The sequence below is a fragment of the Nocardia pseudobrasiliensis NBRC 108224 genome (assembly GCF_001613105.1).
Lineage (GTDB): Bacteria > Actinomycetota > Actinomycetes > Mycobacteriales > Mycobacteriaceae > Nocardia > Nocardia pseudobrasiliensis.
In genome coordinates this window covers 113036-138996 of the sequence record NZ_BDBS01000009.1, presented here as the reverse complement: position 1 = coordinate 138996, position 25961 = coordinate 113036, and the positions used below count along the sequence as shown (strand labels likewise).

Genomic DNA, 25961 nt, shown 5'->3' with positions numbered 1-25961 from the left:
CTCAGCTCGGTAGCCATTCGTCGTCGCGCAGCAACTCCTTCTCGGCGGGGTGGCGGATCTGCTCGATGTAGACCGTGCAGGCATCGGCGGCGGCGCGACATACGGTGGCACAGGCGGTTTCGCCGAGGCGCTCGCAGCGTTCGGCGGTGTCGGTGCAGACGCGGGCGGTCACCTCGCACAGCGACGGCCCCCATTCCGAGCGGCGGTCCAGTAGATCGGCGGCGACCCGGCACAGATCCGAACAATCGGTCAGGGTCTGAATGTGATGGGCGGTGGCGTGCTCGCCGCCGCGATCGAGGGATTCTCGGATCTGATGTTCGCAGCGGCGATGTCCGCCGAGCAGATGATTGAGCGCATTCTGCAGAATCGGGTCGGTCATCGCGGGCTCCTCGGCGAGTCGGCTCGGCGGGTCGCGGATCATGCTCAGATTGGCATAAAACGGACATGCGTGCCGGATATCTGGAAGTTTGCTGCGGCGTGTCGCAATCATCCCAAGGGCCGTAAAAGGCGTCAACTGGAGGTTTGCTTAGCAGGTCATCCGTGGTTCGTGTTCCGTTTACGGACGATTGTGACGAAGTTACTCATCGGTTCCGCGTGAATGTGGTTGCCATCGCTGATCGGAGTCCATATTCTCGTTCCCGTGCCGAATCCCGCCGCCAGTCACAGCGCAGCGCCGCACGTCGCCGACCGCGACCGCGCCGCGCTCCTTTCGCTGACCGCGATGGTGACTGCCGGTCGAATTCTCGTAGTACTTCGCCGTAGCGGGGTCTGATTCGGACCGGCCCCCTCGCTGCGGCCGTACTCTCATTTGCTTGCGCTGGTCCCCTTTTGTCAGCAGACACGACAATGCCTCGGGAAGACCTGAAACCCATGACGATCACGATCGAAACCCACGACTTCATCTCGGCCGCGCCCAAGAGCCTGCGCACCGAATGCGCCGGCCTGACGCCCGCCGAGTTCTACGACCGCTACTGCGGTCCGTCCGGCCCGGTCAAGCTCAGCGACTGGACCCGCGCCGCGCTGCACCAGCCCGCCGCGACCTACACCGCCACGCTGGAATTCACCGGCCGCCTGCGAACCGTGGTCTCGGCCGGCAGCCCGGTCGCGGCCCTGACCTCGGCCCTCTACGACGAGGGCTACCCGGTCGAAATCCTGCAATTCCACCAGCGCCGCACCACCGCGGGCACGGCGACCTTCGTGCAATGCGAGTTCAACGGCCGCCGCGGCTGGGGCGCCGCCCTGGCCGATGATGGGGCGGAGTCGACGATTCGCGCCATGATCGCGGGGATCAACCAGCTCGGCAGCTAGCTCACCACGACAACGCCGCACCACCGAAAGGTGGTGCGGCGGTTGGGGTTTGCCGTTACTTCTGGTCGGATTCGGCGAGTTGTTTGCGGACCTCTTCCATATCGAGGGCCTTCACCTGGGTGACCAGGTCCTCGAGGGCGGAGGCGGGCAGGGCGCCGGGCTGGGCGAAGACCAGCACGCCCTCCTTGAAGGCCATGATGGTCGGGATCGAGCGAATGTTCGCCGCGGCGGCCAGGCCCTGCTGGGACTCGGTGTCGACCTTGCCGTGGACGACGTCGGGGTGCTGCTCCGAGGACTTCTCGAACGTCGGGCCGAAGGACTTGCACGGTCCACACCACTCGGCCCAGAAATCGACCAGCACGATGTCGTTACCGGTGACGATCTCGTCGAAATTCTGCTCGGTCAGGTTCTGGGTGGCCATGGGATCCTCTCGTCGGGTTGTGCAGGGTACAACGCCGTGCACCCCGGTTATCTTCCACTGGCGGTTCCACGGGCGACCGGCCATTCACGCCGCTGGTCACCGTCCCACCGTCGAATACCCACGACAGTAGCCGGGAAATCGCGATCACTGGCCACCACATGGATCGCCTCCCCTAATTGCTGCGGTCGTAATCGCCGCGCGAGCGTCACATGCGGGGTCCACGCATCGGGTCGCACATTCGCCGGTACGCCGGGACATTGCGCGATCACGGTGTACACCCGGCGCTGTAGATCGAGCAGCGATTCGGTGGGCACCACGAGCCGCACGAGAATCGGATTGCGCGAGCCGAATACGACCAGACCGCCGAGCCGCACCGGCAGCGGCCGGAATTCCTGTGCGGCCAGCGCCTGATCGAGCCGCGACCAGATCTGGCGCGCCACCGCGAGGGTGATGTGTGGTCGGTGATCGGCTGCGGGACTGTGAACCCCCGCCTCCGACAACAGCTCCCACTGTCGGCGGATCTCCGCATCGGCCGTGTCGTCCAACAGCAATTCAACCGATTGCACCATGATCTTGGCAAAGATACGCCAGGTCACGGGTGCGCGCTGGGCAGTCGGCGGCATCCGGCGGACACCGGGTGAAGCCGACCGACCAGGATGGGGACGTGCGCATACGACTGGGTTTGATCGAGGGCGATGGGATCGGCCCGGAGGTGGTCCGGGCGACCCGCGATGTGGTCGACGACGCGACCGGGGGAGCCGTCGACTGGGTATCGCTGCCCATGGGTCGCAGCGCCATCGACGAATTCGGTTCCGCGCTACCGGATTCCACCCTCGACGCGCTGGCGGGACTGGACGGCTGGATCCTCGGCCCGCACGACAACGCCTCCTACGCCCCCGAGCATCGCACCGGCGCCCCGCCCGGCGGCGCGGTGCGCAAACGCTTCGGCCTCTACGCCAATATCCGTCCGGCGCGGACGTTTCCGGGCGTGCGGTCCACCGCGGCGAGTATGGATTTGGTGATCGTCCGGGAGAACAGCGAGGGCTTCTACGCCGATCGCAATATGGCCGCCGGTTCGGGGGAGTTCCGCCCGACCGAGGATGTGGCGCTGGCGGTCGGGGTGATCACCCGCGCGGCATGCGAGCGGATCGCCCGTCAGGCCTGCGAACTGGCGATGACCCGGCATAGGCGCCTGACCATCGTGCACAAGGCCAATGTGCTGCCGATGACCATGGGCCTGTTCCGCGACGTGTGTTTCGACGTCGCGCGCGGATATCGGGGACTGACCGTCGAGGACGAACACGTCGATGCCACCGCGGCCCATCTGGTCCGCGCCCCGGACGATTACGACGTACTGGTCACCGAGAACCTGTTCGGCGACATCCTCTCGGATCTGGCCGGTGAACTCGGCGGCTCGCTGGGCCTGGCCGCCTCGCTGAACTGCTCGGACACCCAGGCGATGGCCCAGGCCGTGCACGGCGCCGCGCCGAATCTGGCCGGACGCAACCGCGCCAATCCCGCGGCGCTGCAGCTGTCGGCGGCCATGCTGCTGCGCTGGCTCGGCGCGCGCAACCCCGATCCGGCCCTTATTCGCGCCGCCGATCACATCGACCGCGCGATCGCGGCCACCCTCGCCGCCGGAGTGGCCACGGCCGACCTCGGCGGTCTGGCCTCGACCACGGAGTTCACCGAACAGGTGCGCGCTCGGTTGAACCGATGGTGATAGGGTGCCGAACTCGGCGTGTATGGGCCATGCGCCGACCCGGCGCGGATTAACCTTCGGTAACCGACCGGCACAGTCGGTCCGAATCGCCTAGATTTCGAACGGCGGGCGACGCCCGGATGTCGCCCACCCAAACATGGAGGGCTGCTGTGTCTGTTCGATCCGGTGCCCGCGGGTACATCCTGCGGGCCGCGTGTGTCATCGCCGGTGGTGCGCTGGCGTTGACCGCCTGTACCACCAACACCGAGGACAATGGTCCGAAGGTGGACAAGGTTCAGGTCGCCAAGGTCGACTCGATCGCCGCCAAGCTGCCTGCCGACATCAAGCAGTCGGGCAAGCTGGTCGTAGGTGTCAACGTTCCCTATCAGCCCAACGAGTACAAGGATCCGGGTAGCGGCAAGATCGTGGGCTTCGACGTCGACCTGATGGACGCGGTGGCGTCGGTCCTCGGCGTGAGCGCCGACTACAAGGAAGCCGACTTCGAGAAGATCATCCCGTCCATCGAGGCGGGCACCTTCAACCTCGGCATGTCGTCGTTCACCGACAATGTCGAGCGTCAGAAGACCGTCGATTTCGTCGACTACTTCTCCGCGGGCATCCAGTGGGCCCAGCAGAAGGGTAAGGCGATCGACCCGAACAACGCCTGCGGCAAGAAGGTCGCCGTGCAGCGCACCACGATCGAGGACAACGACGAGATCCCGGCCAAGAGCAAGGCCTGTGTCGAGGCCGGTAAGCCGGAGATCACGAAGGTGCCCTTCGACGAGCAGAGCGCCGCGGCCACCGCATTGGTGCTGGGTCAGGTCGACGCCTTCTCCGCCGATTCGCCGGTGACCGCGTACGCCATCAAGCAGAACAAGGACAAGATCGAAGCGGCCGGTCCGCTGTTCGAATCCGCGCCCTACGGCTGGCCGGTGAAGAAGGGTTCGCCGCTGGCGGCCGTGCTGCAGGAGGCCGTGCAGCATCTGATGGACTCCGGTGAGTACCGCAAGATCTGCGAGAACTGGGGCGTTCAGGACGGCGCGATCAGCAAGTCGGTCATCAACGGCGCGAAGGCCTGATAGCGGGTGAGTTCCGAAGACTTGGACGCGGCCGCACCGGCCGATCCCGTTCCGATCAAAGCGGTTCCGCTACGGCATCCAGGCCGCTGGATCGCCGCGGCGATCATTTTGGCGCTGGTGGGCCTGTTCGTCTACGGCGCGGCGACCAATCCGGGCTATCACTGGGATGTCTACTGGAAGTACCTGTTCGACACCCGCTTGGCCCGAGACGGTGTCATCGTCACCCTCGAGCTGACCGTGCTGGCGATGGCCATCGGCGTCGTGCTCGCCGTGATCCTGGCCGTCATGCGCCTGTCGCCGAATCCGGTGCTGGGCGCGGTGGCGTGGGTGTACCTGTGGATCTTCCGCGGGACGCCGGTGTATGTGCAGCTGGTGTTCTGGGGCCTGTTCCCGGCGCTGTACCAGAGCATCGATCTCGGAATCCCGTTCGGCGGACCGCATTTCGTACATCTGGACATCCAGAACCTGTCGGCCGCGTTCTTCTTCGCGATGCTCGGCCTGGGGCTGAACGAGGCCGCGTACATGGCCGAAATCGTCCGCGCCGGAATCAATTCCGTCGGCGAGGGGCAGCGCGAGGCCTCGGTCGCGCTCGGCATGTCGTGGGGTCAGACCCTGTGGCGTACGGTCCTGCCGCAGGCGATGCGGGTGATCATCCCGCCGACCGGCAACGAGTTGATCAGCATGCTCAAGACCACCTCGCTGGTGGCCGCGATCCCGCTGACCACCGATCTGTACGGTGTGGCCCGGACCATCTACGGCCAGAACTTTCAACCCATCCCGCTGCTGCTGGTCGCGGCGACCTGGTATCTGGTCGTCACCAGCATTCTGATGGTGGGTCAGTTCTATCTGGAGCGGTACTTCGCGCGCGGCCAGAGCCGGCAGCTGAACGCGAAGCAGCTCGAGGCGCTGGCCAAGGTGCAGCGGGGGGAGGACAAGGTCCTGTGACATCGATGATCCGCGCCCAGCAGGTGTGCAAGAACTTCGGCGCGCTGCAGGTGCTCAAGGGCATCTCGCTGGAGGTGTCGCGGGGTGAGGTGATGTGCCTGGTCGGGCCGTCCGGTTCGGGCAAGTCGACCTTCCTGCGCTGCATCAACCACCTCGAGCAGGTCAACGCCGGGCGGCTGTATGTCGACGGTGAACTGATCGGCTATCGCGAAAAGGGCGACAAGCTCTATGAATTGAGCCCCAGGCAGGCCGCGGCCCAGCGTCGCGATATCGGCATGGTGTTCCAGCACTTCAACCTGTTCCCGCATCGCACCGCGCTCGAGAACATCATCGAGGCGCCCACTCAGGTCAAGAAGATCCGCAAACAGGACGCGGTCACCCGGGCCAAGGAACTGCTCGACCGGGTCGGTCTGGCGGACAAGGCGCAGGCCTATCCGGCGCAGCTGTCCGGCGGGCAGCAGCAGCGGGTCGCGATCGCGCGGGCGCTGGCCATGGATCCCAAGCTCATGTTGTTCGACGAGCCCACCTCGGCGCTGGACCCCGAACTGGTCGGCGAGGTGCTCGGCGTCATGCGTGAGTTGGCGGCCTCGGGTATGACCATGGTCGTGGTGACCCACGAGATGGGATTCGCCCGCGAGGTGGCCGACCAGCTGGTGTTCATGGACGCCGGTGTGGTCGTCGAGGCGGGCGATCCCCGTGAGGTACTGGCCAATCCGCAGCACGAGCGCACCAAGGCGTTCCTCTCGCGGATCCTGTAGGGCCCGAACCCTTCCACTCGATCGGCTCGTCAACTACGCTGTGTAGTATCAACTGAGCCGATCGGGTGGAGGTCGAGCCATGGGGGCGCAGGTCGCAGCGGAGCGCCGAATCGCGGCGGGGCAGTGGAGTTCGATCCAGTGGGCGGTATTCGTCATCGCCGTGGTCCACATCGCCTGGGCGATCGCCGGATGGATCGCCGAGCCCAGTTTCGCCATGGGCGCGCACGCACCGGCGACGCCGGTACTCGGCATGGATTACAACGGCTGGCACGCGGTGGCCGGATTGCTGCTGTTCGCGCCGGGACTCGTTGCGATGCGGCGTAAATCGTGGTCGGCGTGGTACTGCCTGGCCGCCGGGGTCGGCGGCGGTTTCATCGTCGGCATCTGGGCGCTGTTCGCCCGCAACGTCCTGGTGTTCAGCTTTCCCAATCACCGGCTGGACGCGGTGGAGCATATCGTCACCGGCCTCGTGTTGATCGGAGTCGTTGTGCTGCAGGCGATCCGGGATGGCGGACTGCGCCCGGTGCTATTCGAGCGCCGCTGAGAGAACCGCCTTCTGCCGGGTCAGGGCGATACGCAGTTGGCCAAGTAGGACTTTCGCGGCGGGCGCGGTGAGACGGTCGGTGCGCCACGCGAGGGCGAGCCGACCACGCAACTCCGGTTCGACGATGGGAACGGTGCGCACGCCGAAGGCGGCAGCCTCCTGCGCGCTGAGCGTGGGGACGACGGCCACGCCCAGACCGCGCGCCGCCAGCCGCAGCAGCAGCGGGGGAGCGGCGGCCTCGAAGGCCACATCCGGTACGAATCCGGCGGCGGCGCAATGGCGTTCGAGCAGTCCGCGCAGGCCCGTCCCGCGGGTGAGGCAGATCAGCCGCTGATCGCGCAGCTCCGCCAAGGTGATCCGCTCCCGGTCGGGATGATCGGCGGGCAGCGCGGCCACCACGCCGGTCTCGAGGACGACATCGAGCCCGAGCCGGGGATCCAGTTCCGCACCCGTCAGGCCGATCAGCGCGATATCGAGCGCGCCGCGGTTCAGCTCCTCGAGCATGTCGTCGGAATTCGTTTCGGTGAGGGTGATTTCGACCTGCGGGTGGTCGGTGTGGAATCCGGCCAGGACGGTGGCGAGATCGAATTCGCCCATGGCGACGCCGGAGATCGTGGCGAGCCGGATGTGCCCGCGCATGAGGCCGGTGAACTCGTCGACGGTATCGCGCACCCGCTCGGCCGCCGCGAGCGCGGCTCGGGCGTGCGGCAGCACCGCCGCCCCGGCCGTCGTCGGGGTGACCGAACGCCCCGAGCGGTCCAGCAGCGGCTGACCCAACTCCCGTTCCAGCTGCTTGATCTGCGCCGACAGTCCCGGCTGGGCCAGATGCAGCCGAGCCGCGGCCCGGGTGAAGTTGGCCTCCTCGACCACGGTGACGAAGTAGCGCAGCTGGCGAAGTTCCATAACTGATAATTCTAGCTACGAGAATATCTATCTGTTTTACTTCTCATCGCGGCTGCGGAATGGTCGAAGACATGAGCAACACGGACTTCCCCACCTTCACCGGCCCGATCTTCCGCCCGGGCGAGGAGGGTTACGACGCCGAGATCGCGGGCTTCCAGACCGCCTACACCCATCGCCCGGCCCTGGTGGTCGGCGCCCGGCACGCCGAGGATGTCCGCGCCGCCGTGGAATACGCCGCGCGCCACGGTCTTCCGATCGCGGTGCAGGCGACCGGCCACGGCCTGTCGGTGGCGCTGGACGGCGGCGTGCTGATCAGCACTCGCCGGATGACCGACATCTCGATCGATCCGGACGCCCGCACCGCGAAGGTCGCGGCCGGGGTCCAGGCCGGACCGCTGATCGAGGCGGCCACCGCGCACGGACTCGCCCCGCTGAACGGCTCCTCGCTGTCGGTCGGCGTGATCGGCTACCACCTCGGCGGCGGCCTGGGCATCCTGGCCAGGACCTTCGGCTATGCGGCCGATCATGTGCGCGCGATCGAACTGGTCACCGCCGACGGCCGGCTGCGCCGGTTGGTTCCCGGTGACGAGCTGTTCGGCGCGGTGCTCGGCACCGGCGGTAATTTCGGCGTGGTCACCGCGCTGGAATTCGAATTGGTGCCGCTGACTTCGGTTTACGGCGGTCAGCTGGTCTTCGACACCGCACTGGTGGGGCCCGCGCTGCGAGCGTGGCGGGAGTGGACCCGAGACGTGCCCGAGGAGATGACCTCGGCCATCACGGTCATGACCATGCCCGATATCCCGGTGATTCCGGAACCGCTGCGCGGGCGCTACATCGCCACGATCAATATCGCCTACACCGGTTCGGCCGAAGAGGGCGAACGCCTCGTCGAGCCGCTGCGCCGGGTGGGTGATCGCCTGAAAGACGAACTGCGCTCGATGCCGTACGCCGAGAGTCACGCGATCTACCGCGATCCCGATTTCCCGCACGCCTACACCGCGACCAATGTCCTGCTGAACGAGCTGAACGCCGATGCGGCCCAGGCGTTTCTGGACTCGACCGGTCCCGACGCCCCGGTGTCGGTGGTCGCCGGATTCCGGCATCTGGGCGGCGCGCTGCGCCGTCCGGGTCCGGCGACCATCGACCACCGCGATGCCGAGTACGTCGCCCGCTTCATCACCGAACCGGGCGAGGGGGCCGTGCGCGATCAGCACGAGCTGATCCGCAAGGCGTTGTCGCCGTGGACCGTCGGCCACAATCTCAACTTCCTCTACGGCGCGGGCGACTGGGCCGACGAGCAGCAGACCCGAGGCGGATACGCACCCGACACCTATGCGCGACTGGCGGAGCTGAAGCGGGAGTACGACCCCGCCAACCTGTTCCGGGCCAACCGCAATATCCGGGGCTAGCGGGGGAGGGCCGGGCGCGCTATCTTCATGATATCACTTCAATATTGGGAGGATGTCATGGAGCTTCGTCCGGCCTTTCGGGTGAACGGGTTCCTCATGCTGTTGGTCCTGCTGGTCGTCGGTGGCCTCGGACTGTTCGGCGGGGTGGCGCTCACCAGCGCCACGGCCGACGCGGACGGCGGATCGCCGATCGGCGCGGTGGCGCTGTTCGTGGTCGTCGGGCTCGCGGTGCTGATGCTGACCGGACTCACCACGGTCAGCCCCAACGAGGCCAAGGTGATCCAGTTCTTCGGCCGCTATATCGGCTCGCTCAGCGAGGCGGGCTTCTTCTGGGTGGTGCCGCTGACCAACAAGCGGCGGATCTCGTTGCGGGTGCGCAACTTCGAGACCCAGAAGCTGAAGGTCAACGACTCCGACGGCAATCCGGTCGAAATCGCCTCGGTGGTCGTCTACCGCGTGGTCGACAGCTTCAAATCGGCCTTCGCCGTGGACGATTACGAGGAGTACGTGCAGACCCAGTCCGAGGCCGCGGTCCGGCACCTGGCGACCGTGCATCCCTACGACTCCGACGATCCGAACCGCACCAGCCTGCGCAACGGCACCGAGGTCGCCGAGGAGCTGACCACCGAACTCAGCGAGCGGACGGCCCTGGCCGGAATCGATATCCTCGAGGCCCGCATCACGCATCTGGCCTACGCGCCGGAGATCGCCCAGGCCATGCTCGTGCGGCAGCAGGCGGCCCAGATCGTGGCCGCGCGCAGCCGCATCGTCGAGGGCGCGGTCGGCATGGTCGGTATGGCGTTGGAGCGGCTGGCCAGTGAGGGCATGGTCGAACTCGACGAGGAGCGCAAGGCCTCGATGGTGTCGAATCTGCTGGTCGTGCTGTGCGGTGATCGCTCGGCCCAGCCCGTCGTCAACACCGGCTCGCTCTACGCGTGATGGCCAAGCGCGAGCCGAAGAAGGTGCTGCTGCGGCTCGATCCGGCCGTCCACGAGGCGATCGCCAAGTGGGCGGCCGACGATCTGCGCAGCGTCAACGCCCAGATCGAGTACGCGCTCCGCAAGGCGCTGGAACAGGCCGGTCGGTCTCCGAAGAGTCGGGGATAGAAAAGTCCCCGCACCCGCTTTGTCCGAAAATTATTACCGCTAAGTCACGTGTTGGGCACAAAACACCTGTGGACATGCGAAAACGCTACGAGTCGGTACCGTGGTCGCGTGCCGATCGCGTTCGAAACCAAGGGATTACAGCAGTTCGATCACAGCAGATGGGGTAATCCGGCCACCGGCGATGTGGTGACCCTCACCTACATCGATCAGGTGCCGGACCTGCCCGCCGGATTGGGCGATCAGGAGACCCTACGGCGACGGCTCACCGAGCTGCAGGCCGAATTCGGTTGCCTCATCGAGGCGCACGCCATCACCGTCGACGGTCAACCGGCGCTGCTGCGGCTGGAGAAGTTCCCGCTCGAGGGTCGTCAATCCGGACTCGGATTCACCGCGGGCCTCGTGATTCCGAAGGCGACCTGCAGCGCGATTCTGAAAATTATGTGCATGGAGACCGGTCGGTCCGGTGTCCGTGAGGCGGCGGTCGTGCCCAAGGTCGGCTTTCAGAACATGTTCCCGCCGCATCCGTACGCACCCGAGATCAAGGGCAAACTGCCCTACAACGCCGCCGACGACGCGCGCTGGGATCCGCAGTTCCCCGGCCATCCGCTCACTCGGGCGCGCGGGTGGATCACCTACATCAGCCGCACCGCGCGCATCGATCCGCGCTTCGCCGCGCTGCCGCCGTTCGTCGCCCCGACTCCGACACCACCGCCCGCCGCGCAGACCGTGGCGATTCCGACCGGGACGCGCGCGGAGACCACGGCGATTCCCACCAGTCCGGTGCGCGCGGAAACGGTGCCGATCAGGCGGGGTTAACCGGTTTCTCGGTGACGAATATGGCTGTGCCCGGGAAGATCTCACCGCGCAGGGGACTCCACTGACCCCATTCGCGATCGAGCCACTCGGGCCAGTCCGGTTCGATCAGATCGACCAGCGTCAGTCCCGCGCCGACGATCTCGCGGACCCGATCGCCGACGGTGCGATGGTGTTCGACATAGGTCGGCTCGCCGTCCGCGTCGACCTCCACATACGGCGTGCGGTCGAAATACGGAATGGCCGCGCGCAGCCCCTCCGGGCCCGGATCGTCGGGAAAGATCCAGCGCATCGGATGATTCACCGAGAACACCCAGCGCCCGCCCGGTCGCAGAATCCGCGCCACCTCGCGCATCACCCGGGCCGAATCGGCGACGAAGGGCACCGCGCCGAAGGCCGAGCAGGCCAGATCGAAGGATTCGTCGGCGAACGGCAGCGCCTCGGCCCCGGCCTGGATCAGCGGCACCCGCGGTCCGCCGCGGTCCATCGCCGCGAGTCCCCGCTCGAGCATCCCCCGCGACAGATCCAGGCCGACCGGATGCGCGCCGCGCGCGGCCAGCCAGCGCGCGCACGGCGCCGAGCCGCAGCCGATCTCCAGCACGCGTTTGCCGGTGATCTCGCCCAGCAGCCGCCAGTCGCCCTCGTGCAAACCCTCCGGGCACCAGATGAATTCGCCGTCGGGGGAGTCGACGCCGAGGAAGTCGGCATGGGTTTCGTGATACTGCGTGGCGTCGGCGTCCCACCAGCGCCGGCTGGCGCGCTGACTGGCCACGGAATCGATCTTCGTGCGGGTCACCCCGGTGGTGCCGAGTAGGGCGTTGGCCTGGGCGTGTCGATCTTCGTCCAGCGCGACGGGATGATCATCGGGCATCATGTAAGGGTATCCACTTTGCGCAGAGGGCCCCGTGTTTGCTTGACGCAACTCACGTCGCGTACGCTGTGTCCCGCGAGTGTCTTCTGTACTTGCGTACCGAAGCCGCGCGTGCTGTGAGATTACATGCGCCAAGTGCAGCGTTGTGCAGTGCGGCAGCGATGTGCTGTGCATGTTCAACGTAGACCCCTGGCTGTGATCGCACGGCAAAACCGAAAGTACCAATGTCCACTACCGACCACAATCCGTCCGGAGCACCCCAACATATGCCCACCACGACCACCTCGCCGCAGGTTGCCGTCAACGACATCGGCACCGCCGAGGACTTCCTCGCCGCAATCGACAAGACGATCAAGTACTTCAACGACGGCGATATCGTCGAAGGCACCATCGTCAAGGTCGATAGGGACGAGGTCCTGCTCGACATCGGCTACAAGACCGAAGGTGTCATCCCTTCCCGCGAGCTCTCCATCAAGCACGATGTCGACCCGGCTGAGGTCGTTTCCGTGGGCGATGAGGTCGAGGCCCTGGTCCTCACGAAGGAGGACAAGGAAGGCCGCCTGATCCTGTCGAAGAAGCGCGCGCAGTACGAGCGGGCGTGGGGCACCATCGAGGAGCTCAAGGAGAAGGACGAGGCTGTCAAGGGCACCGTCATCGAGGTCGTGAAGGGCGGTCTGATCCTCGACATCGGCCTGCGCGGCTTCCTCCCGGCTTCGCTGGTGGAGATGCGCCGGGTCCGCGATCTGCAGCCGTACGTCGGCAAGGAGATCGAGGCCAAGATCATCGAGCTGGACAAGAACCGCAACAACGTGGTCCTGTCCCGCCGCGCGTGGCTCGAGCAGACCCAGTCCGAGGTCCGCAGCGAGTTCCTGCACCAGCTGCAGAAGGGCCAGGTCCGCAAGGGCGTCGTGTCCTCGATCGTCAACTTCGGCGCGTTCGTCGATCTCGGCGGCGTCGACGGTCTGGTGCACGTCTCCGAGCTGTCCTGGAAGCACATCGACCACCCGTCCGAGGTTGTCGAGGTCGGCATGGAGGTCACCGTCGAGGTTCTCGACGTCGACCTGGACCGCGAGCGGGTCTCGCTGTCGCTCAAGGCGACCCAGGAAGATCCGTGGCGTCAGTTCGCCCGCACCCACGCCATCGGCCAGATCGTGCCCGGCAAGGTCACCAAGCTGGTTCCGTTCGGTGCGTTCGTGCGCGTCGAGGAGGGCATCGAGGGTCTGGTGCACATCTCCGAGCTGGCCGAGCGCCACGTCGAGGTGCCGGATCAGGTCGTGCAGGTCGGCGACGACGCGATGGTCAAGGTCATCGACATCGACCTGGAGCGTCGCCGGATCTCGCTGTCGCTGAAGCAGGCCAACGAGGACTACCACGCCGAATTCGACCCGTCGAAGTACGGCATGGCCGACAGCTACGACGACCAGGGCAACTACATCTTCCCCGAGGGCTTCGACCCCGACACCAACGAGTGGCTCGACGGTTTCGAGAAGCAGCGGGAAGAGTGGGAAGGCCGCTACGCCGAGGCGGAGCGTCGCCACAAGATGCACACCGCCCAGATGGAGAAGATGGCCGCCGACGCCGCCGCGGAAGCCGCGAACGGCGCACCGTCCAACTACTCCTCGGAGAGCGGCGAGCGTGCCTCGACCTCGCAGTCGGAGTCGGCCGGCGGTTCGCTCGCCAGCGACGCGCAGCTCGCCGCCCTGCGCGAGAAGCTGTCCGGCAACGCGTAATTCGCGCCGCAAGACAACGGAAGGCCCCGGTCCTCGGACCGGGGCCTTCCCCGTTCGCGAGAACTCCCGGTTGGTCGCCGAAGATCATGTCGGGTAGCCTCAGCGGCGGTCTCGAAACTGGGATGTTTCACAAACCTGCGGAAGGTTCGGCTTCATGGGGCTGTTCGACGGCATCAATCGGCGTGATTTCCTGGCCAAGGCCATGGCCGCCGGTGGCGCGGCGACGCTGGCGTCGTGGGCGAATCCGATTATCGAGCGGGCGCACGCGGCCGATCCGGCCGGGATGGGCGGGCTCGGGGATATCGAGCATTTCGTGCTGCTGATGCAGGAGAACCGGTCCTTCGACCACTACTTCGGAACCCTGTCGGGCGTGCGGGGATTCGACGATCCCTCCCCGGCGTGGCGGCAGTACGGGTACGCACCCGGGGTCGGGCCGACGCCGGACGGCTACATCGAACCGTTCCGCCTCGACACCACCAAGGGCGCGACCCTCGACGGCGAGTGCATCAACGATCCGGACCACACCTGGGCCGGTATGCACGAATCGTGGAACGGCGGCCGCAACGACCGCTGGATGCCGATGTCCATCGCGAGCGTGGGCGCCGGAAACGGCCCCGCCGCAATGGGTTACTACACCCGCGAGGACATCCCCGTCCACCACGATCTGGCCGACGCCTTCACCATCTGCGACCACTACCACTGTTCGGTTCTCGGTCCGACCGACCCGAACCGGCTGTACTGGGTCTCGGGAACCATCGATCCGGACGGGAACGCCGGCGGCCCCCTGGTCGAGACCCCGACGCTGATCCCGCAGAACGTCTACAGCTGGCGCACCATGCCGGAGAACCTCTCCGATGCCGGAGTCAGCTGGAAGATCTACAACAACCGCGACGTCGGCCCGATCTCCTCGGTGATCCTCGACGGCATGCTCGGCTGTTTCAAACAGGCCGCCGACCCGGCCTCGGAGCTGGCCCGCCGTGGTAAGGCCCCGGTGTATCCGAGCGATTTCGCCGCCGATGTGGCCGCCGACAGCCTGCCGTCGGTGTCGTGGGTGATCCCGCCGTTGTTCAACTGCGAACATCCCGCGCTCCCGCCCGCCCTCGGCGCGGTCGGCATCATGCAGGTACTCGACATTCTCACTTCGAATCCGAAGGTGTGGGAGAAGACCGCGCTGATCGTCAGCTACGACGAGAACGGCGGCTTCTTCGATCACGTCACCCCGCCCACCCCGCCGCCAGGCACCCCGGGCGAATTCCTGACCGTCGACCTGAACCGCGTATCCAAGGCCAATGGCATCGCCGGGCCGATCGGTCTGGGCTACCGGGTCCCGTGCTTCGTCATCTCGCCGTATTCGCGCGGCGGGCTGGTGGCCTCGGAGACCTTCGACCACACCTCCCAATTACGTTTGCTGGAACGCCGTTTCGGCGTCGACGTGCCCAATCTGACCGCCTGGCGGCGCGGCGTCACCGGGGATATGACCTCGGCCTTCGATTTCGCCTCGGCCCCGAACGTGGCGCGGCCCCGGGTGACCGATCCGAATTCCCGCACCGCCGCCGCCCTGGCCCAGTGCGGCCCGAATATCGCCCTCGGCACGGCCGACAAGGGTGTCCCGTATCCGGTGCCGCCGAACAATATGCCGTCCCAGGAACCGGGCAGCCGTCGTCGGCCGAGCGGAATCGTCTGAGACGCTTCACGTGTCGAGCAGGTGGGGTAGACCCGCGCGGTAGCGGTCGGCGTCGACGCGCCTGAGCGGTTCGAAGATCGGTGGTTCGAACGCCCCGAACAGCCGTGCGCGCGGGGCGTCGTCGTTCGCGGCGTCGAGTACCGCATTGGCCGCGCGGCGGCCCGCCTCGTTCGCCGCCTCCATCGACGCCAGGTCGAAGGTCGTGCGGACGTGTTCGCCGCAGAAGAAGAGGTTCTCGACCGCGCACCGCGCCTGCGGCTTGCGAAACCACGCCCCGATCGTGTTCACGAATTGGGGCGCGTCGTTGACCACGCCGCCGGGCTCGAACCGTACGCCGGGATTGATGAACCACGAATGCACGTCCGCATCGCGCAGCCAGTCGGTGCCGTTGTCGAGCCATTGCGTCAGCTGCGCCCAGACCTCCTGGGCGACTTCGGCTTTCGTGCAGTCCCGGGCGGGCTTGCCGAACAGGATTCCGGGCGCGTCCCATACCGACACGTCCACCGACAGACAATCGGCCACCGAGCCGTCGCCGTAGGCCGCCGCGAAGTCGCCGCGCCAGATCGGGGCCTGCGGTATCGCGGTGAGGGCCCAGGGTGTGCCCATCGCGGCGATATGCCCGTGCGGCAGCGCGCTCGGGCGGCGCAGATAGAACTGCACGCCGATCATCCACTCCAGCACCAGATCCCGCACCCCGGCCAGCTGTGGATCCACCGCGAGAATGTCATCGCCGAGCAACCGGGCCAGCCGATTCGCGGGCATCGCGCATACGAACCAATCGGCGGCGACCGAACTCGCGCCCAGATCCGCGCCCGATATCCGCGCGCCGTCGAGCACCAGGCGATCCAGCGCCGCGCCCAGGACGAAGCGCACGCCCCGCGACCGCAGATACGCCACCCACGGATCGATCCACGCCGCGCTGGTCGGGCCGTCGAGTACGCGATCGAGTCCGCCGCGGTAGTCGGGGGCCAGGCCCGTCCCGGCCAGCAGCAGGATCTGGCATGCGGTCATCCACGCCCGCCCCGAGGTGAGCTCCGGCCGCGCGGCCGCCACCAGCTGCAACGGCGCACGCGCCAGATAGTCCTGATAGATCGCGGACTTGCCCTGTGCGCCGATAACATCCGGCCAGGAACGGTACTCCCACTGTCCGAAGCGCCGCTCGTCGCACATCGAATACCACATCAGCATCCGGTCGGCGAAATAGGAGAGCTCCTGCGGCGGCAGGCCGGGCAGGAACGACAGCGTCGTCGTGATCGAACGTCGGATCCCCTCGGGGGTGAGGTCGGCGATTCCGCCCGGCGCGGCCGGGACCGTGACGGGCGGGCGGTCCGGGAAGGCGAGGGTGGTCACACCGACCTGCGTCAGATTGCCCGCGACGCCGTCGGCATTGCCGGAGAACGGGATTCGAGCCATCGTGTCGGGCACGTGCTGATAGCAGCCGGGGAAGAAACGGAAGCCGTGCTCGCCGGGCAGATCGGCGCGACCGTCGCGGCCCGTGCCCGGCACGGGAATGCTGCGCGCTCGACCGCCCAAGGCGACCGGTTCGTAGACTGTGACGTCGTAACCGCGTTCGATCAGCTCGTGCGCCGCCGTCAATCCGGCCACGCCGCCGCCGAAGACGGCCACTCGCCGGCCGGCCGGTGCGGCCGCGGCGGTCGCGTCGAAAGTCAACGCCGCCATACCGGCCGCGGCCGCGGTCAGAATTCGTCGCCTGCTGAGTCCGCCTGTCGCGCGTGCGTCTTCGGCCACCAGGTCAGTGTCGGACGAGACGGCGTCGCATGGGGAGAGATTCGGCCGGAAATCAGCTGGCGGTCGCGGGAACCCAGCGAGAGGAGAGCAGCGTGCGCCGGCGCATGGAGGCGAAACTGTGCCTGGCGGGGCTGAGCAGGGCGGTGAGCCAGGGGCGACGGTATTCGGCCAAGGCGGTGGCGACGGCGGGGAGGTGGACGCAGTGCACCGTGCCCGGCATACCCAGTCGGTGGCGACCCGTCTGGATGTTTTTGGTGCCCAATGGTGTTCCTTTGCTAGCTCGAGACGGCCTGGATCGCCTGCGGCGAAACATTAGCGGAACAAAAGTGTGAAGCGCCGTATTTTGCGAAACTTCGACCCCGGCGTGTCGGAAAGTTGTGTACCTACGGTCCGGATACGGGCGAAAAAGTTTCGAATTGATATCGCGCCAGTCACGGAATGGGTAATTTGCTGGGAATCGGGTGAGAGTCATTGCCGCCGTGGGTAACCAGCCCGATTGGCCGTGCGCGGGGTGCGCCGAGCGTGGCCGGATTCGGGATGGGACACTGGTCGAATGTTGCGAATCGGTCTCACCGGAGGAATGGGCGCGGGTAAGTCGACGGTGGCTCGTCTGCTGGTGGAGCGGGGCGCGGTACTCGTCGACAGCGATGTCATCGCGCGCGAGGTGGTCGCGCCCGGCACCGAGGGATTGGCGGCTCTGGTCGAGGCCTTCGGCGCGGAAATACTCGCCGCGGACGGCGGACTGGATCGGGCCGCGTTGGCCGCCAAGGCATTTGCCGACGACGAGTCGCGCAAGACGTTGAATTCCATCACCCATCCGCTGGTGGGTAAGCGCACCGCCGAGTTGATCGCCGCGGCGCCGGCCGATTCGATTGTGGTGCAGGATATTCCACTACTGGTCGAAAACGGCCTGGGCGCGTTCATGAATCTGGTCGTCGTGGTCACCGCGGAGGTCGAGACCCGGGTGCGTCGCCTCGAGGAATTCCGCGGTGTCGCACACGCCGACGCCCTGGCCCGAATCAAGGCCCAGGCCACCGACGAGCAGCGCCGCGCGGCCGCGGATGTGCTGCTGGACAACAATGCCGACGCCGAGGCGCTGGAACCTCGGGTGCGCGCGCTCTGGGACGATCGGCTGGTGCCGTTCGAGCACAATCTGCGCACCCGAACCCGGCCCGAACGCGGCGCGGTGCGGCTGGTCCCCGCGGATCCGGACTGGGCCCCGGCGGCGCAGCGGCTGATCGCCCGCCTGGCCGTGGCCTGCGGTGGGTCGGCAGTGCGCATCGACCACATCGGCTCGACCGCGGTGCCCGGCTTGCCCGCCAAGGACGTCATCGATATCCAGATCACCGTGGCCGATCTGGATGTCGCCGACGCGCTGCGAGAACCTTTGGAGCAGGCCGGATTCCCGCGCATCGCCGAATACGACCACGACGATCCCAAGCCCGGAACCGATCCCGCGCGGTGGGGTAAGCGGATCCATGTCAGCGCCGACGCGGGCCGTCGGGCGAATGTCCATGTGCGGGTGGACGGTTGGCCCAATCAGCGGTTCGCGCTGTCGTTTCGCGATTGGCTGCGCGCCGAACCGGCCGCGCGCGAGGAGTATCTGGCGGTGAAGCAGAAGGCGGAGGCCGCCGCGGCGGGCCTGTCCGGTGAGCGGGCCATACAGGCCTACCTCGATGTCAAGACGCCGTGGTTCGACGAGATCTATCCGCGCGTGCGGGAGTGGGAGCGTCTCAACGCCAAGTGAGTTCGATGCCGAGCGCGGCCAGCCAGCGGTCGAAATTGTGGCCGTGCGAGGCGATTCCGTCGATCGTGGCGGTCGAGATGGCCACCGCCCGCTCGGCCTCGGCGAGTTCGAGATAGCCGGCGGCGTGCGCGGCGAGCAGCTCATCGATGTCGAGCAGTTCGGCATCCTCGCCGTTGCGCACGATGATGTCGAGGTACAGATCGAGCGAACGCCACCGGCCGGGTTCGACCTCGCCGAAGTCGCCGATATCGACGTAGTAGTCCTCGCGGCGCTCATGACCGGGGTTGTGGTGGAACTTCGTCGCGCGGATGCCCAGCGCCGGAAGTAACCACGATTCGAGGTAGTGGAATTCGAGGTGGTCGGCGGGACGGCCCATGTACAGGCCCCACGGCTCGACGTGATAGCGATCGACGGGGCGGACGAAACCCTTCGGGTCGACATTCGTCCGATCGGAGAGGTTGAAATGCTCGACCTTGGGTCGATGCAGATCCACCGTCCGGGTCGAACCCGTTTCTGCCTGCGTCATCCACGCCGCCTCTCGTGTGCAGGCCACTCGGGTTCCGCCGCATGGCCTGGTCACAGGTTTGTCTTCCGCGGGCGTACGAGATCAGTCGTCGCCTGGGGAGATTATGCGCCATCGCGATGCGGCGGCCATCCGATGTGCCGGGATGCGGCCTGCTCACAGCCAGCTGAGTGTGATTCCCTTGGTGGTCAGCCAGCGTTCGAAGTTGTGGTCGTGTGAGGCGATCCCGTCGACGACCGCGGTCGCGCGCTCGAAGGCTTGCTGAGCGGTTGCGGCGTCGATATGACCGGCGGCGTGCGCGGCGAACAGCTCGTCGACCCCGCGCAGTTCGGGGACGCGGCCGTTGCGGGCGACGATATCGATGTAGTGATAGCAGCCGCGCCAACGCTTGGGCTCGATGCGGGCGAAGTCCCCGACCTGGATGTGATAGATCGGGTCGCGGTCGTGACCGGCGTTGACGTGGTGCATCGCCACCTGGATCGACAGCTCGGGCAGCAGCCAGATCTCGGTGTAGCGGTTGGGCGGGGTGTCCGCGGTGCAGACCAGATACAAACCGAACGGTTCGGCATGGCAGCTCTCGACGGAGCGCACGAAGCCGCGGGCGTCGGTCTTGGTGAGGTCTGCGAGATCGAAATATTCGACGCGCGGCCGGTGTGGGGTTCTCGTGGCCTCCGCAACGGGAGAGTTGGAACCGGTGGTGTTCGTGCGCTTCGCAAACATGGGTACTACTCCATCGGGCGCGGTGCTCCGCGACGCCCGGGCTCGTTCGACGAGTCCGGCGATCGCGGGTACTGCCAGAAGTGATATGTGAAAACCGGCCATGACATTGCCCTTCTCGATTCTTGCCGAATCTCGGACCGTGTCAGAGTACACCTCAGCAACCCCGTGCGTGTGAACGTGAACAGACCGGAATTGTCCTGCCGCAGAATCGCTATCGCGGATGAGCCCCGTTGTGGCACCGGACAATTCGGACATTGGACGTTTGATCTTTTCCGGTTGGTCCGCTGTAGCCGCGACTGTGCTCGGCGCGACCGGCAACCTTGTTCGGGCGGGTGATTCCGTCTTGCTCCCATGCTGCCGCGCGCGAGCGATCGGGGGAGGAATTCGTGCGGTCGAAAGGTGTGTCGTGGGGAGTCGAAATATGCGCCGCCGATAATTGTCGCGGTGGTTTCGGAGCTGATTTCGCCTGTGTGCCAGGGTGGTTGACGGCTGTTGTGCGGGCGCGTGCGGGTGCGGCTGTCTGCGCGGTAATCCCCGTCCGGGGTGAAAAGCCTTATCGTGCAGCGGTTTCGGGCTGTTCGCCGGTGGCTGGCAGGTGTTCGCCGCGGTCGGCTCGGAGTGTGCCGGTGGAATGCCACCCCATCGACGGCGCATGGTTGCCGCGGAGTTGCGGTCGTGATCGTTCCGGATTGCGGCCCGCGCCGAGCGGCCGCGCGGCTCCGCCTTGCCGGAAGGTTCCGCGCGGGTCCGTCGAGTCCGGGGAAGTGAGATGAGTCACGATCCCGCATCGGCGCGTCGGGCCTGGCCGGTCGGGCCGCGGCGAGTGCCTGTTTGTTGTCGGTGGGTCGTCCTAGGGTGGTCACATGGCTTTCGCAACCGAGGTCCCCGCCGAGGGGAGCACGCCGCTGGCGCATTCGGAGTTCCGGCCCATCGGTGAGATCGAGCGGGCCGACGGCCGCCTGGAAGTGGTCAGTGAGCACCAACCCGCCGGCGATCAGCCGACGGCGATCAACGACCTCGAGCGCCGGTTGCGCGCCGGCGAGCGGGATGTGGTGCTGCTGGGCGCCACCGGTACCGGTAAGTCGGCGACCGCGGCCTGGCTGATCGAGCGCGTCCAACGGCCCACGCTGATCATGGCGCCGAACAAGACGCTGGCCGCCCAGCTGGCCAATGAGCTGCGGGAGATGCTGCCGCACAACGCGGTCGAATACTTCGTCTCCTACTACGACTACTACCAGCCCGAGGCGTACATCGCCCAGACCGACACCTATATCGAGAAGGACAGCTCGATCAACGACGATGTCGAGCGACTGCGCCACCGGGCCACGCAGAGCCTGCTGTCGCGGCGCGATGTCGTGGTCGTCGCTTCGGTGTCGTGCATCTACGGCCTCGGTACGCCGCAGTCGTATCTGGATCGCTCGATTCCCCTGGAGGTCGGTGTCGAGGTCGACCGCGACCGGCTGCTGCGACTGCTGGTGGATGTGCAGTACACCCGCAACGATATGGCCTTCACCCGCGGCACCTTTCGGGTGCGCGGCGATACCGTCGAGATCATCCCGTCCTATGAGGAGCTCGCGGTCCGCATCGAATTCTTCGGCGACGAGATCGAGGCGCTCTACTATCTGCACCCGCTCACCGGCGATGTCGTGCGTCAGGTCGACCGGCTGCGCATCTTCCCCGCGACCCACTACGTCGCCGGGCCCGATCGCATGGCCCGCGCGGTGCACGACATCGAGATCGAGCTCGAACAGCGGCTGGCAGAGCTGGAACGGCAGGGCAAACTGCTCGAGGCACAGCGACTGCGCATGCGCACCCAGTACGACCTGGAGATGATCAAGCAGGTCGGCTTCTGCTCGGGTATCGAGAACTACTCGCGTCATATCGACGGCCGCCCGGCCGGCTCGGCCCCGGCGACCCTGCTCGACTACTTCCCCGACGACTTCCTGCTGATCATCGACGAGTCGCATGTGACCGTCCCGCAGATCGGCGGCATGTACGAAGGCGATATGTCGCGCAAGCGCAATCTGGTCGAATACGGCTTCCGGCTGCCCTCCGCGGTGGACAACCGCCCGCTCACCTGGGAGGAGTTCGCCGACCGGATCGGGCAGACGGTATATATGTCGGCCACGCCCGGACCCTACGAATTGGGCCAGACCGGAGGCGAATTCGTCGAACAGGTCATCCGCCCGACCGGCCTCGTCGACCCGCATGTGGTGGTGAAGCCGACCAAGGGGCAGATCGACGATCTGGTGCACGAGATTCGCGAGCGCGCCGAACGCGATGAGCGGGTGCTGGTCACCACTCTCACCAAGAAGATGGCCGAGGATCTCACCGACTATCTGCTCGGCATGGGCATCCGGGTGCGATATCTGCATTCGGAGATCGACACGCTGCGGCGCGTGGAGTTGCTGCGGCAGTTGCGACTCGGCGATTACGACGTGCTGGTCGGCATCAACCTGCTGCGCGAGGGTCTGGACCTGCCCGAGGTCTCGCTGGTGGCCATCCTCGACGCCGACAAGGAGGGCTTCCTGCGCAGCGCCACCAGCCTCATCCAGACCATCGGCCGCGCGGCGCGCAATGTGTCCGGCGAGGTGCACATGTACGCCGACAAGGTCACCGACTCGATGCGTCAGGCCATCGAGGAGACCGAGCGCCGTCGGGCCAAACAGGTCGCCTACAACGAGGCCAACGGCATCGACCCGAAACCGTTGCGTAAGAAGATCGCCGACATCCTGGATCAGGTCTACCGCGAGGCCGACGAGACCGAGGTGGTCGAGGTCGGCGGCTCCGGCCGCAATGCCAGCCGAGGCCGCCGCGCCCAGGGCGAACCGGGCCGCGCGGTGAGCGCCGGTGTCTACGAGGGCCGCGACATCAAGTCCATGCCTCGCGCCGAACTCGCCGATCTGGTCAAGGACCTCACCGCCCAGATGATGAACGCCGCGCGAGAGCTCCAATTCGAACTCGCGGGTCGCCTGCGCGACGAGATCGCCGACCTGAAGAAGGAACTGCGCGGCATGGACGCCGCCGGTTTGAAATGACTCGGATCGCGGCGCGTTCGGTTGCGCCGGAAGGTTTTCCAGCCGGGAGCGCACTTCCCCGCGATGGTCTCCCGGCTGTGGTTCACGACCCGGGGCGTGGCCCCTGCGCGGCCAGCGGCGGCCGCGCAGGGGGCTGGTCACGCCTGCTGCTGGGCCATCCACTCGTTGACCCGGCGCTCGCCCTCCTCGCGGGATACGTCCTCGACGCGGGTCATGACGACCCAGCGGTGGCCGAAGGGGTCCATGACCGCGCCGAAGCGGTCGCCGGTGACGAAGGTTGCCGGATCCTCGACGCGGCGGGCGTCGTGTTCACGGGCCAGTTTCACGACCGCGTCGACGTCGGGACAGTAGTGGACGATGCTGGTGTGGACCCAGTCGTCGGCGGGGGCGCGCAGGCCGTGTTCGGCGACCGGCATGCCGACCTGGATGGTCGAATCACCGATCTTCAGTTCCGCGTGTGCGGCCTGGCCGTCGGGCAGGTCGTTGCGGCTGAGCACCTGCGCGCCGAAGACCGCAGTGTAGAACTCGATGGCCCGGTTGGCGTCGGGGACGGCGAGGAAGCAGGTGATGGAGTGGTAGCCCTCGGGGATCGGATTCACTGTGTTCGTCATGCGAACCACTCTCGTCGTTTGCCCGGTTCGGATCTTGTAAGAACGCGACAGGCTCGCCGCGATCGGAGGCGAGATCGTGACCGAGGCTGAGGATCGTGCGAAAAATATTGCGCCCGAACTGATTCCGGTGCCACCACCGGAGGTGGCCAAGGGCATTCTGTATCCGCGCGAGCAGGCGCGCCAGCGCACGCTGGGCCGATTGCCCGCTCGCGGGGAGACCGCCCGTTTCATCGAGTGGTACTGGTCGGTCGCCTGGGATCTGCGCGGCCGACCGGACTATCGGGCCGAGGTGCTGCCGTTTCCGAGCGTCAATCTGACCTTCGAGCGCACCCACACGCGCAGCGGCGGCTGGGTCAGCGGGGTCAGCACGGTCAAATACATTCGCGAGTTGTCCGGGCTGGGGGAGACCTTCGGCGTGAAATTCCGACCGGGCGGCTTCGGCGCATTCACCGGTCTTGACGTCGGCTCACTGAGCGATTCCGCGGCCGAACTCACCGCGATACTGCCCGATGCGGTGGGCCTGACCGAGAAGGTGCTCGCCGCCGTCACCGACGAGGAGCGCCGCGATATCGTCGAGGATTTCTTCACCGACGCCGCCCGGCATACACCGGTCGACGAGTCCTATCGCCTGGTGTTGCGCATCATCGCGGCCATGGAATCCGATCGCGATCTGACTCGGGTCGACCAGGTAACCGACCGTTTCGACCTGCCGATCCGCACATTGCAGCGCCTGTTCCGCCGCTATGTGGGGGCCGGGCCGAAATGGGTGCTGCGGCGCTATCGCCTCCAGGACGGCGCGCAGCTGCTGGCCGACGGGCGAACCGGCGACCTGGCCGCGCTGGCCCTGGACCTGGGTTACTTCGATCAGGCTCATTTCTCTCGCGAGTTCGCCAAGGAAGTCGGAATGGCGCCGCTGGAATACGCCCGCAACTCGCTGATGTCCGGTTGAATCCTGTATTACCGGCTCGGCAGGTAATGCCGACAAGCGAGGAGGAGTTGGCGATGGATGTTCTGGTGCTGATAGGGCGGATCCTGTTCGCCCTGTTGTTCCTCGGATCGGCCGTCGGTCATTTCACTCAAACCGATGCCATGGCGGGATACAGCGCGAGTAAAGGCGTGCCCGCCGCCAAGATCAGCGTGCTGTTGTCGGGCGCGATGCTGGCCGTCGGCGGCCTGAGCGTGCTGCTCGGGATCTGGGCCGATCTGGGCTCGCTCATTCTGTTGGTCTTCGTGTTGCCGACCGCGGTGCTCATGCACGCGTTCTGGAAGGAGACCGATCCACAAGCCAAGCAGGGCGAGATGGTGAATTTCAACAAAAATGTGGCGTTGGGCGGTGCGTCGCTGATGCTGTTCGCCTTCTTCGCCCATACCCCGGAGCTCGGGCTCACCATCAGCGGGCCGCTTTTCCACCTCGGCTGATGTGACGGAAATCCCAGCGGCACAAGACCGTTCGGTTCGGTGGCGAAGATCTCGCCGACGCCGAGGTCCGGGAATCGGCGCTGGTAACCGAGGCCGTATATGACATTCGGCCCGGGAACATGTGCTGTGCGTTACTCGCCGCGCGGGTGTGATGTGTTGCGATTCGGGATATTTCCGGCCCCGTAAAGGTTATCGTCTAGCGCAGTTGCCACGCGGTACCCGGCGTCACGGGCAAATCGCGTCGGCATCCGACCCCTTTGGACGTTTGGAGGACAGATGACCGCCTATCGGACCATTGTCGTCGGTACCGATGGCTCGGACTCGTCGTACGTCGCCGTCGAGAAAGCGGCGGCCTTGGCCGGCGCTGCCGGCGCCACCCTGTACCTCGCCTGCGCGTACTACCCGACCGATGATCGGGATGTCGCCGCCGCGGCCGATGTGCTCAAGGACGAGGCCTACCAGGTCCGCGGCTCGGCGCCCACGCACGAGATTCTGCGGACCGGCCGCGACCGGGCGACCGCCGCGGGCGCCACGAATATCGTCGAGCGCGCCGTCGTCGGCGAGCCGGTCGAATCCCTGCTGACCCTGGTCAAGGAGGTCAGCGCCGATCTGCTCGTAGTAGGTAACCGGGGCCTGAACACCCTCACCGGCCGCCTGCTGGGCTCGGTCCCCTCGGACGTGGCCCGCAAGTCTCGCACCGATGTGCTGATCGTGCACACGGTGCGCTGACCCGAGCCCACAAGTACGCGACGTCCCCGGCCAGGCGGCCGGGGACGTCGCGTACTCGCGGGCCGTTTCGACGCAGCGTGTCTGGACTTTCTCCAGACGTGCCGAGTTGTCTGCCGTCGAGAACCTGCTCGCGGCGCGCGGCTTGTGCCTGC

The 25961-nt window shown here is 66.6% G+C and carries 27 protein-coding genes; 17 read left to right on the top strand and 10 right to left on the bottom strand.

The window, feature by feature from the left end; translation table 11 throughout:
- Position 1: 1 nt before the first annotated feature.
- Positions 2 to 379 carry a four-helix bundle copper-binding protein gene (locus tag NP4_RS10240; RefSeq protein ID WP_147287975.1) on the bottom strand — a complete coding sequence of 126 codons (378 nt, stop codon included), beginning with the start codon at positions 377 to 379 and terminating at the stop codon, positions 2 to 4.
- Between the two features lie 491 nt (positions 380 to 870).
- On the opposite strand from NP4_RS10240, the gene NP4_RS10235 reads away from it, so the two are divergent.
- Positions 871 to 1308, top strand: coding sequence for an alpha-isopropylmalate synthase regulatory domain-containing protein (locus NP4_RS10235; RefSeq protein WP_067995502.1), 438 nt, complete (start codon positions 871 to 873; stop codon positions 1306 to 1308).
- 55 nt (positions 1309 to 1363) lie between these two features.
- On the opposite strand, the gene trxA is transcribed toward NP4_RS10235, so the two are convergent.
- Entirely contained in the window at positions 1364 to 1729 is a 366-nt protein-coding gene (trxA, locus tag NP4_RS10230) for a thioredoxin (RefSeq protein WP_067995500.1), read from the bottom strand.
- Between the two features lie 47 nt (positions 1730 to 1776).
- On the bottom strand, positions 1777 to 2298 hold the full coding sequence (locus NP4_RS10225; protein WP_067995941.1) for a 2'-5' RNA ligase family protein: 522 nt from the start codon (positions 2296 to 2298) through the stop codon (positions 1777 to 1779).
- Positions 2299 to 2399: 101 nt separating this feature from the next.
- Between NP4_RS10225 and NP4_RS10220 the strand changes: the two genes are divergently transcribed.
- The 5 genes from NP4_RS10220 (at position 2400) to NP4_RS10200 (ending at position 6757) form a co-directional block, all read left to right on the top strand.
- On the top strand, positions 2400 to 3452 hold the full coding sequence (locus tag NP4_RS10220) for an isocitrate/isopropylmalate dehydrogenase family protein (RefSeq protein WP_373863822.1): 1053 nt from the start codon (positions 2400 to 2402) through the stop codon (positions 3450 to 3452).
- 119 nt (positions 3453 to 3571) lie between these two features.
- Positions 3572 to 4510 (top strand): ABC transporter substrate-binding protein, encoded by a 939-nt coding sequence (locus NP4_RS10215; RefSeq protein ID WP_067995498.1) that lies wholly within the window; start codon positions 3572 to 3574, stop codon positions 4508 to 4510.
- Between the two features lie 6 nt (positions 4511 to 4516).
- Positions 4517 to 5455 (top strand): amino acid ABC transporter permease, encoded by a 939-nt coding sequence (locus tag NP4_RS10210; RefSeq protein ID WP_067995496.1) that lies wholly within the window; start codon positions 4517 to 4519, stop codon positions 5453 to 5455.
- Positions 5456 to 5460: 5 nt separating this feature from the next.
- Positions 5461 to 6213 carry an amino acid ABC transporter ATP-binding protein gene (locus NP4_RS10205; protein WP_067995935.1) on the top strand — a complete coding sequence of 251 codons (753 nt, stop codon included), beginning with the start codon at positions 5461 to 5463 and terminating at the stop codon, positions 6211 to 6213.
- A gap of 79 nt (positions 6214 to 6292) precedes the next feature.
- The gene (locus NP4_RS10200) at positions 6293 to 6757 is read left to right on the top strand and encodes a DUF4383 domain-containing protein (RefSeq protein WP_067995492.1); all 465 of its coding nucleotides are present in this window, start codon (positions 6293 to 6295) and stop codon (positions 6755 to 6757) included.
- On the opposite strand, the gene NP4_RS10195 is transcribed toward NP4_RS10200, so the two are convergent.
- Positions 6740 to 7660 (bottom strand): LysR family transcriptional regulator, encoded by a 921-nt coding sequence (locus NP4_RS10195; protein WP_067995484.1) that lies wholly within the window; start codon positions 7658 to 7660, stop codon positions 6740 to 6742. The two genes, NP4_RS10200 and NP4_RS10195, sit on opposite strands and share 18 nt — an antisense overlap.
- Positions 7661 to 7731: 71 nt before the next feature.
- Here NP4_RS10195 and NP4_RS10190 point away from each other — a divergent pair, with 71 nt between their 5' ends.
- The 4 genes from NP4_RS10190 to NP4_RS10180 all read left to right on the top strand — a co-directional run bounded on the left by NP4_RS10190 (position 7732) and on the right by NP4_RS10180 (position 10991).
- Positions 7732 to 9069 carry an FAD-binding oxidoreductase gene (locus NP4_RS10190; protein WP_245997908.1) on the top strand — a complete coding sequence of 446 codons (1338 nt, stop codon included), beginning with the start codon at positions 7732 to 7734 and terminating at the stop codon, positions 9067 to 9069.
- A gap of 57 nt (positions 9070 to 9126) precedes the next feature.
- Positions 9127 to 10008, top strand: a complete 882-nt coding sequence (locus NP4_RS10185; RefSeq protein ID WP_067995465.1) for an SPFH domain-containing protein — start codon at positions 9127 to 9129, stop codon at positions 10006 to 10008.
- Positions 10008 to 10175 carry a type II toxin-antitoxin system antitoxin gene (locus NP4_RS41595; RefSeq protein ID WP_169813706.1) on the top strand — a complete coding sequence of 56 codons (168 nt, stop codon included), beginning with the start codon at positions 10008 to 10010 and terminating at the stop codon, positions 10173 to 10175. Before NP4_RS10185 ends, NP4_RS41595 begins: the two co-directional genes overlap by 1 nt.
- 108 nt (positions 10176 to 10283) lie before the next feature.
- Positions 10284 to 10991: a hypothetical protein gene (locus tag NP4_RS10180; protein ID WP_067995462.1), complete on the top strand. Its 708-nt coding sequence runs from the start codon at positions 10284 to 10286 to the stop codon at positions 10989 to 10991.
- Here NP4_RS10180 and NP4_RS10175 read toward each other — a convergent pair.
- A complete protein-coding gene (locus NP4_RS10175) occupies positions 10978 to 11859 on the bottom strand; it encodes a class I SAM-dependent methyltransferase (protein WP_174556116.1) in 882 nt (293 codons plus the stop codon). The genes NP4_RS10180 and NP4_RS10175 overlap by 14 nt on opposite strands.
- A 266-nt stretch (positions 11860 to 12125) precedes the next feature.
- Here NP4_RS10175 and rpsA point away from each other — a divergent pair, with 266 nt between their 5' ends.
- Both rpsA and NP4_RS10165 read left to right on the top strand, forming a co-directional pair.
- Entirely contained in the window at positions 12126 to 13589 is a 1464-nt protein-coding gene (gene rpsA / locus NP4_RS10170) for a 30S ribosomal protein S1 (protein ID WP_067995459.1), read from the top strand.
- A gap of 154 nt (positions 13590 to 13743) precedes the next feature.
- Positions 13744 to 15273, top strand: coding sequence for a phospholipase C (locus NP4_RS10165; RefSeq protein WP_067995457.1), 1530 nt, complete (start codon positions 13744 to 13746; stop codon positions 15271 to 15273).
- Positions 15274 to 15279: 6 nt separating this feature from the next.
- Here the strand turns inward: NP4_RS10165 and NP4_RS10160 are convergent, their stop codons facing one another.
- Together NP4_RS10160 and NP4_RS10155 are read right to left on the bottom strand one after the other, a co-directional pair.
- A complete protein-coding gene (locus NP4_RS10160) occupies positions 15280 to 17022 on the bottom strand; it encodes a hydroxysqualene dehydroxylase (RefSeq protein WP_245997909.1) in 1743 nt (580 codons plus the stop codon).
- 52 nt (positions 17023 to 17074) lie between these two features.
- A complete protein-coding gene (locus tag NP4_RS10155) occupies positions 17075 to 17284 on the bottom strand; it encodes a hypothetical protein (RefSeq protein WP_067995454.1) in 210 nt (69 codons plus the stop codon).
- Positions 17285 to 17575: 291 nt separating this feature from the next.
- Between NP4_RS10155 and coaE the strand changes: the two genes are divergently transcribed.
- Positions 17576 to 18769: a dephospho-CoA kinase gene (gene coaE, locus NP4_RS10150; protein WP_067995451.1), complete on the top strand. Its 1194-nt coding sequence runs from the start codon at positions 17576 to 17578 to the stop codon at positions 18767 to 18769.
- On the opposite strand, the gene NP4_RS10145 is transcribed toward coaE, so the two are convergent.
- Positions 18756 to 19295 carry a ribonuclease FAU-1 family protein gene (locus tag NP4_RS10145; protein ID WP_067995447.1) on the bottom strand — a complete coding sequence of 180 codons (540 nt, stop codon included), beginning with the start codon at positions 19293 to 19295 and terminating at the stop codon, positions 18756 to 18758. The two genes, coaE and NP4_RS10145, sit on opposite strands and share 14 nt — an antisense overlap.
- Before the next feature lie 153 nt (positions 19296 to 19448).
- Positions 19449 to 20012, bottom strand: a complete 564-nt coding sequence (locus NP4_RS10140) for a DUF402 domain-containing protein (RefSeq protein ID WP_067995929.1) — start codon at positions 20010 to 20012, stop codon at positions 19449 to 19451.
- An 863-nt stretch (positions 20013 to 20875) separates the two neighbouring features.
- Here NP4_RS10140 and uvrB point away from each other — a divergent pair.
- Positions 20876 to 23050: an excinuclease ABC subunit UvrB gene (gene uvrB, locus NP4_RS10135; RefSeq protein ID WP_067995442.1), complete on the top strand. Its 2175-nt coding sequence runs from the start codon at positions 20876 to 20878 to the stop codon at positions 23048 to 23050.
- Positions 23051 to 23187: 137 nt separating this feature from the next.
- Here uvrB and NP4_RS10130 read toward each other — a convergent pair whose 3' ends face one another.
- Complete coding sequence (locus NP4_RS10130) at positions 23188 to 23661, bottom strand: VOC family protein (RefSeq protein WP_067995439.1); 474 nt, start codon at positions 23659 to 23661, stop codon at positions 23188 to 23190.
- Positions 23662 to 23737: 76 nt separating this feature from the next.
- On the opposite strand from NP4_RS10130, the gene NP4_RS10125 reads away from it, so the two are divergent.
- The 3 genes from NP4_RS10125 to NP4_RS10115 all read left to right on the top strand — a co-directional run bounded on the left by NP4_RS10125 (position 23738) and on the right by NP4_RS10115 (position 25809).
- Positions 23738 to 24610, top strand: coding sequence for an AraC family transcriptional regulator (locus NP4_RS10125; protein WP_082875727.1), 873 nt, complete (start codon positions 23738 to 23740; stop codon positions 24608 to 24610).
- Between the two features lie 53 nt (positions 24611 to 24663).
- Positions 24664 to 25080, top strand: a complete 417-nt coding sequence (locus NP4_RS10120) for a DoxX family protein (protein ID WP_067995436.1) — start codon at positions 24664 to 24666, stop codon at positions 25078 to 25080.
- 276 nt (positions 25081 to 25356) lie between these two features.
- Positions 25357 to 25809 (top strand): universal stress protein, encoded by a 453-nt coding sequence (locus NP4_RS10115; RefSeq protein ID WP_062514067.1) that lies wholly within the window; start codon positions 25357 to 25359, stop codon positions 25807 to 25809.
- Positions 25810 to 25961 lie beyond the last annotated feature (152 nt).

Excerpts from the sequence above, each read along its gene's own strand:
- NP4_RS10240 (WP_147287975.1), bottom strand. The coding sequence starts at position 379 with ATGACCGACCCGATTCTGCAGAATGCGCTCAATCATCTGCTCGGCGGA.
- NP4_RS10235 (WP_067995502.1), top strand. The coding sequence starts at position 871 with ATGACGATCACGATCGAAACCCACGACTTCATCTCGGCCGCGCCCAAG.
- trxA (WP_067995500.1), bottom strand. The coding sequence starts at position 1,729 with ATGGCCACCCAGAACCTGACCGAGCAGAATTTCGACGAGATCGTCACC.
- NP4_RS10225 (WP_067995941.1), bottom strand. The coding sequence starts at position 2,298 with ATGGTGCAATCGGTTGAATTGCTGTTGGACGACACGGCCGATGCGGAG.
- NP4_RS10215 (WP_067995498.1), top strand. The coding sequence starts at position 3,572 with ATGTCGCCCACCCAAACATGGAGGGCTGCTGTGTCTGTTCGATCCGGT.
- NP4_RS10205 (WP_067995935.1), top strand. The coding sequence starts at position 5,461 with ATGATCCGCGCCCAGCAGGTGTGCAAGAACTTCGGCGCGCTGCAGGTG.
- NP4_RS10200 (WP_067995492.1), top strand. The coding sequence starts at position 6,293 with ATGGGGGCGCAGGTCGCAGCGGAGCGCCGAATCGCGGCGGGGCAGTGG.
- NP4_RS10195 (WP_067995484.1), bottom strand. The coding sequence starts at position 7,660 with ATGGAACTTCGCCAGCTGCGCTACTTCGTCACCGTGGTCGAGGAGGCC.
- NP4_RS10190 (WP_245997908.1), top strand. The coding sequence starts at position 7,732 with ATGAGCAACACGGACTTCCCCACCTTCACCGGCCCGATCTTCCGCCCG.
- NP4_RS10185 (WP_067995465.1), top strand. The coding sequence starts at position 9,127 with ATGGAGCTTCGTCCGGCCTTTCGGGTGAACGGGTTCCTCATGCTGTTG.
- NP4_RS41595 (WP_169813706.1), top strand. The coding sequence starts at position 10,008 with ATGGCCAAGCGCGAGCCGAAGAAGGTGCTGCTGCGGCTCGATCCGGCC.
- NP4_RS10175 (WP_174556116.1), bottom strand. The coding sequence starts at position 11,859 with ATGCCCGATGATCATCCCGTCGCGCTGGACGAAGATCGACACGCCCAG.
- rpsA (WP_067995459.1), top strand. The coding sequence starts at position 12,126 with ATGCCCACCACGACCACCTCGCCGCAGGTTGCCGTCAACGACATCGGC.
- NP4_RS10165 (WP_067995457.1), top strand. The coding sequence starts at position 13,744 with ATGGGGCTGTTCGACGGCATCAATCGGCGTGATTTCCTGGCCAAGGCC.
- coaE (WP_067995451.1), top strand. The coding sequence starts at position 17,576 with ATGTTGCGAATCGGTCTCACCGGAGGAATGGGCGCGGGTAAGTCGACG.
- NP4_RS10145 (WP_067995447.1), bottom strand. The coding sequence starts at position 19,295 with ATGACGCAGGCAGAAACGGGTTCGACCCGGACGGTGGATCTGCATCGA.
- NP4_RS10140 (WP_067995929.1), bottom strand. The coding sequence starts at position 20,012 with ATGTTTGCGAAGCGCACGAACACCACCGGTTCCAACTCTCCCGTTGCG.
- uvrB (WP_067995442.1), top strand. The coding sequence starts at position 20,876 with ATGGCTTTCGCAACCGAGGTCCCCGCCGAGGGGAGCACGCCGCTGGCG.
- NP4_RS10130 (WP_067995439.1), bottom strand. The coding sequence starts at position 23,661 with ATGACGAACACAGTGAATCCGATCCCCGAGGGCTACCACTCCATCACC.
- NP4_RS10120 (WP_067995436.1), top strand. The coding sequence starts at position 24,664 with ATGGATGTTCTGGTGCTGATAGGGCGGATCCTGTTCGCCCTGTTGTTC.
- NP4_RS10115 (WP_062514067.1), top strand. The coding sequence starts at position 25,357 with ATGACCGCCTATCGGACCATTGTCGTCGGTACCGATGGCTCGGACTCG.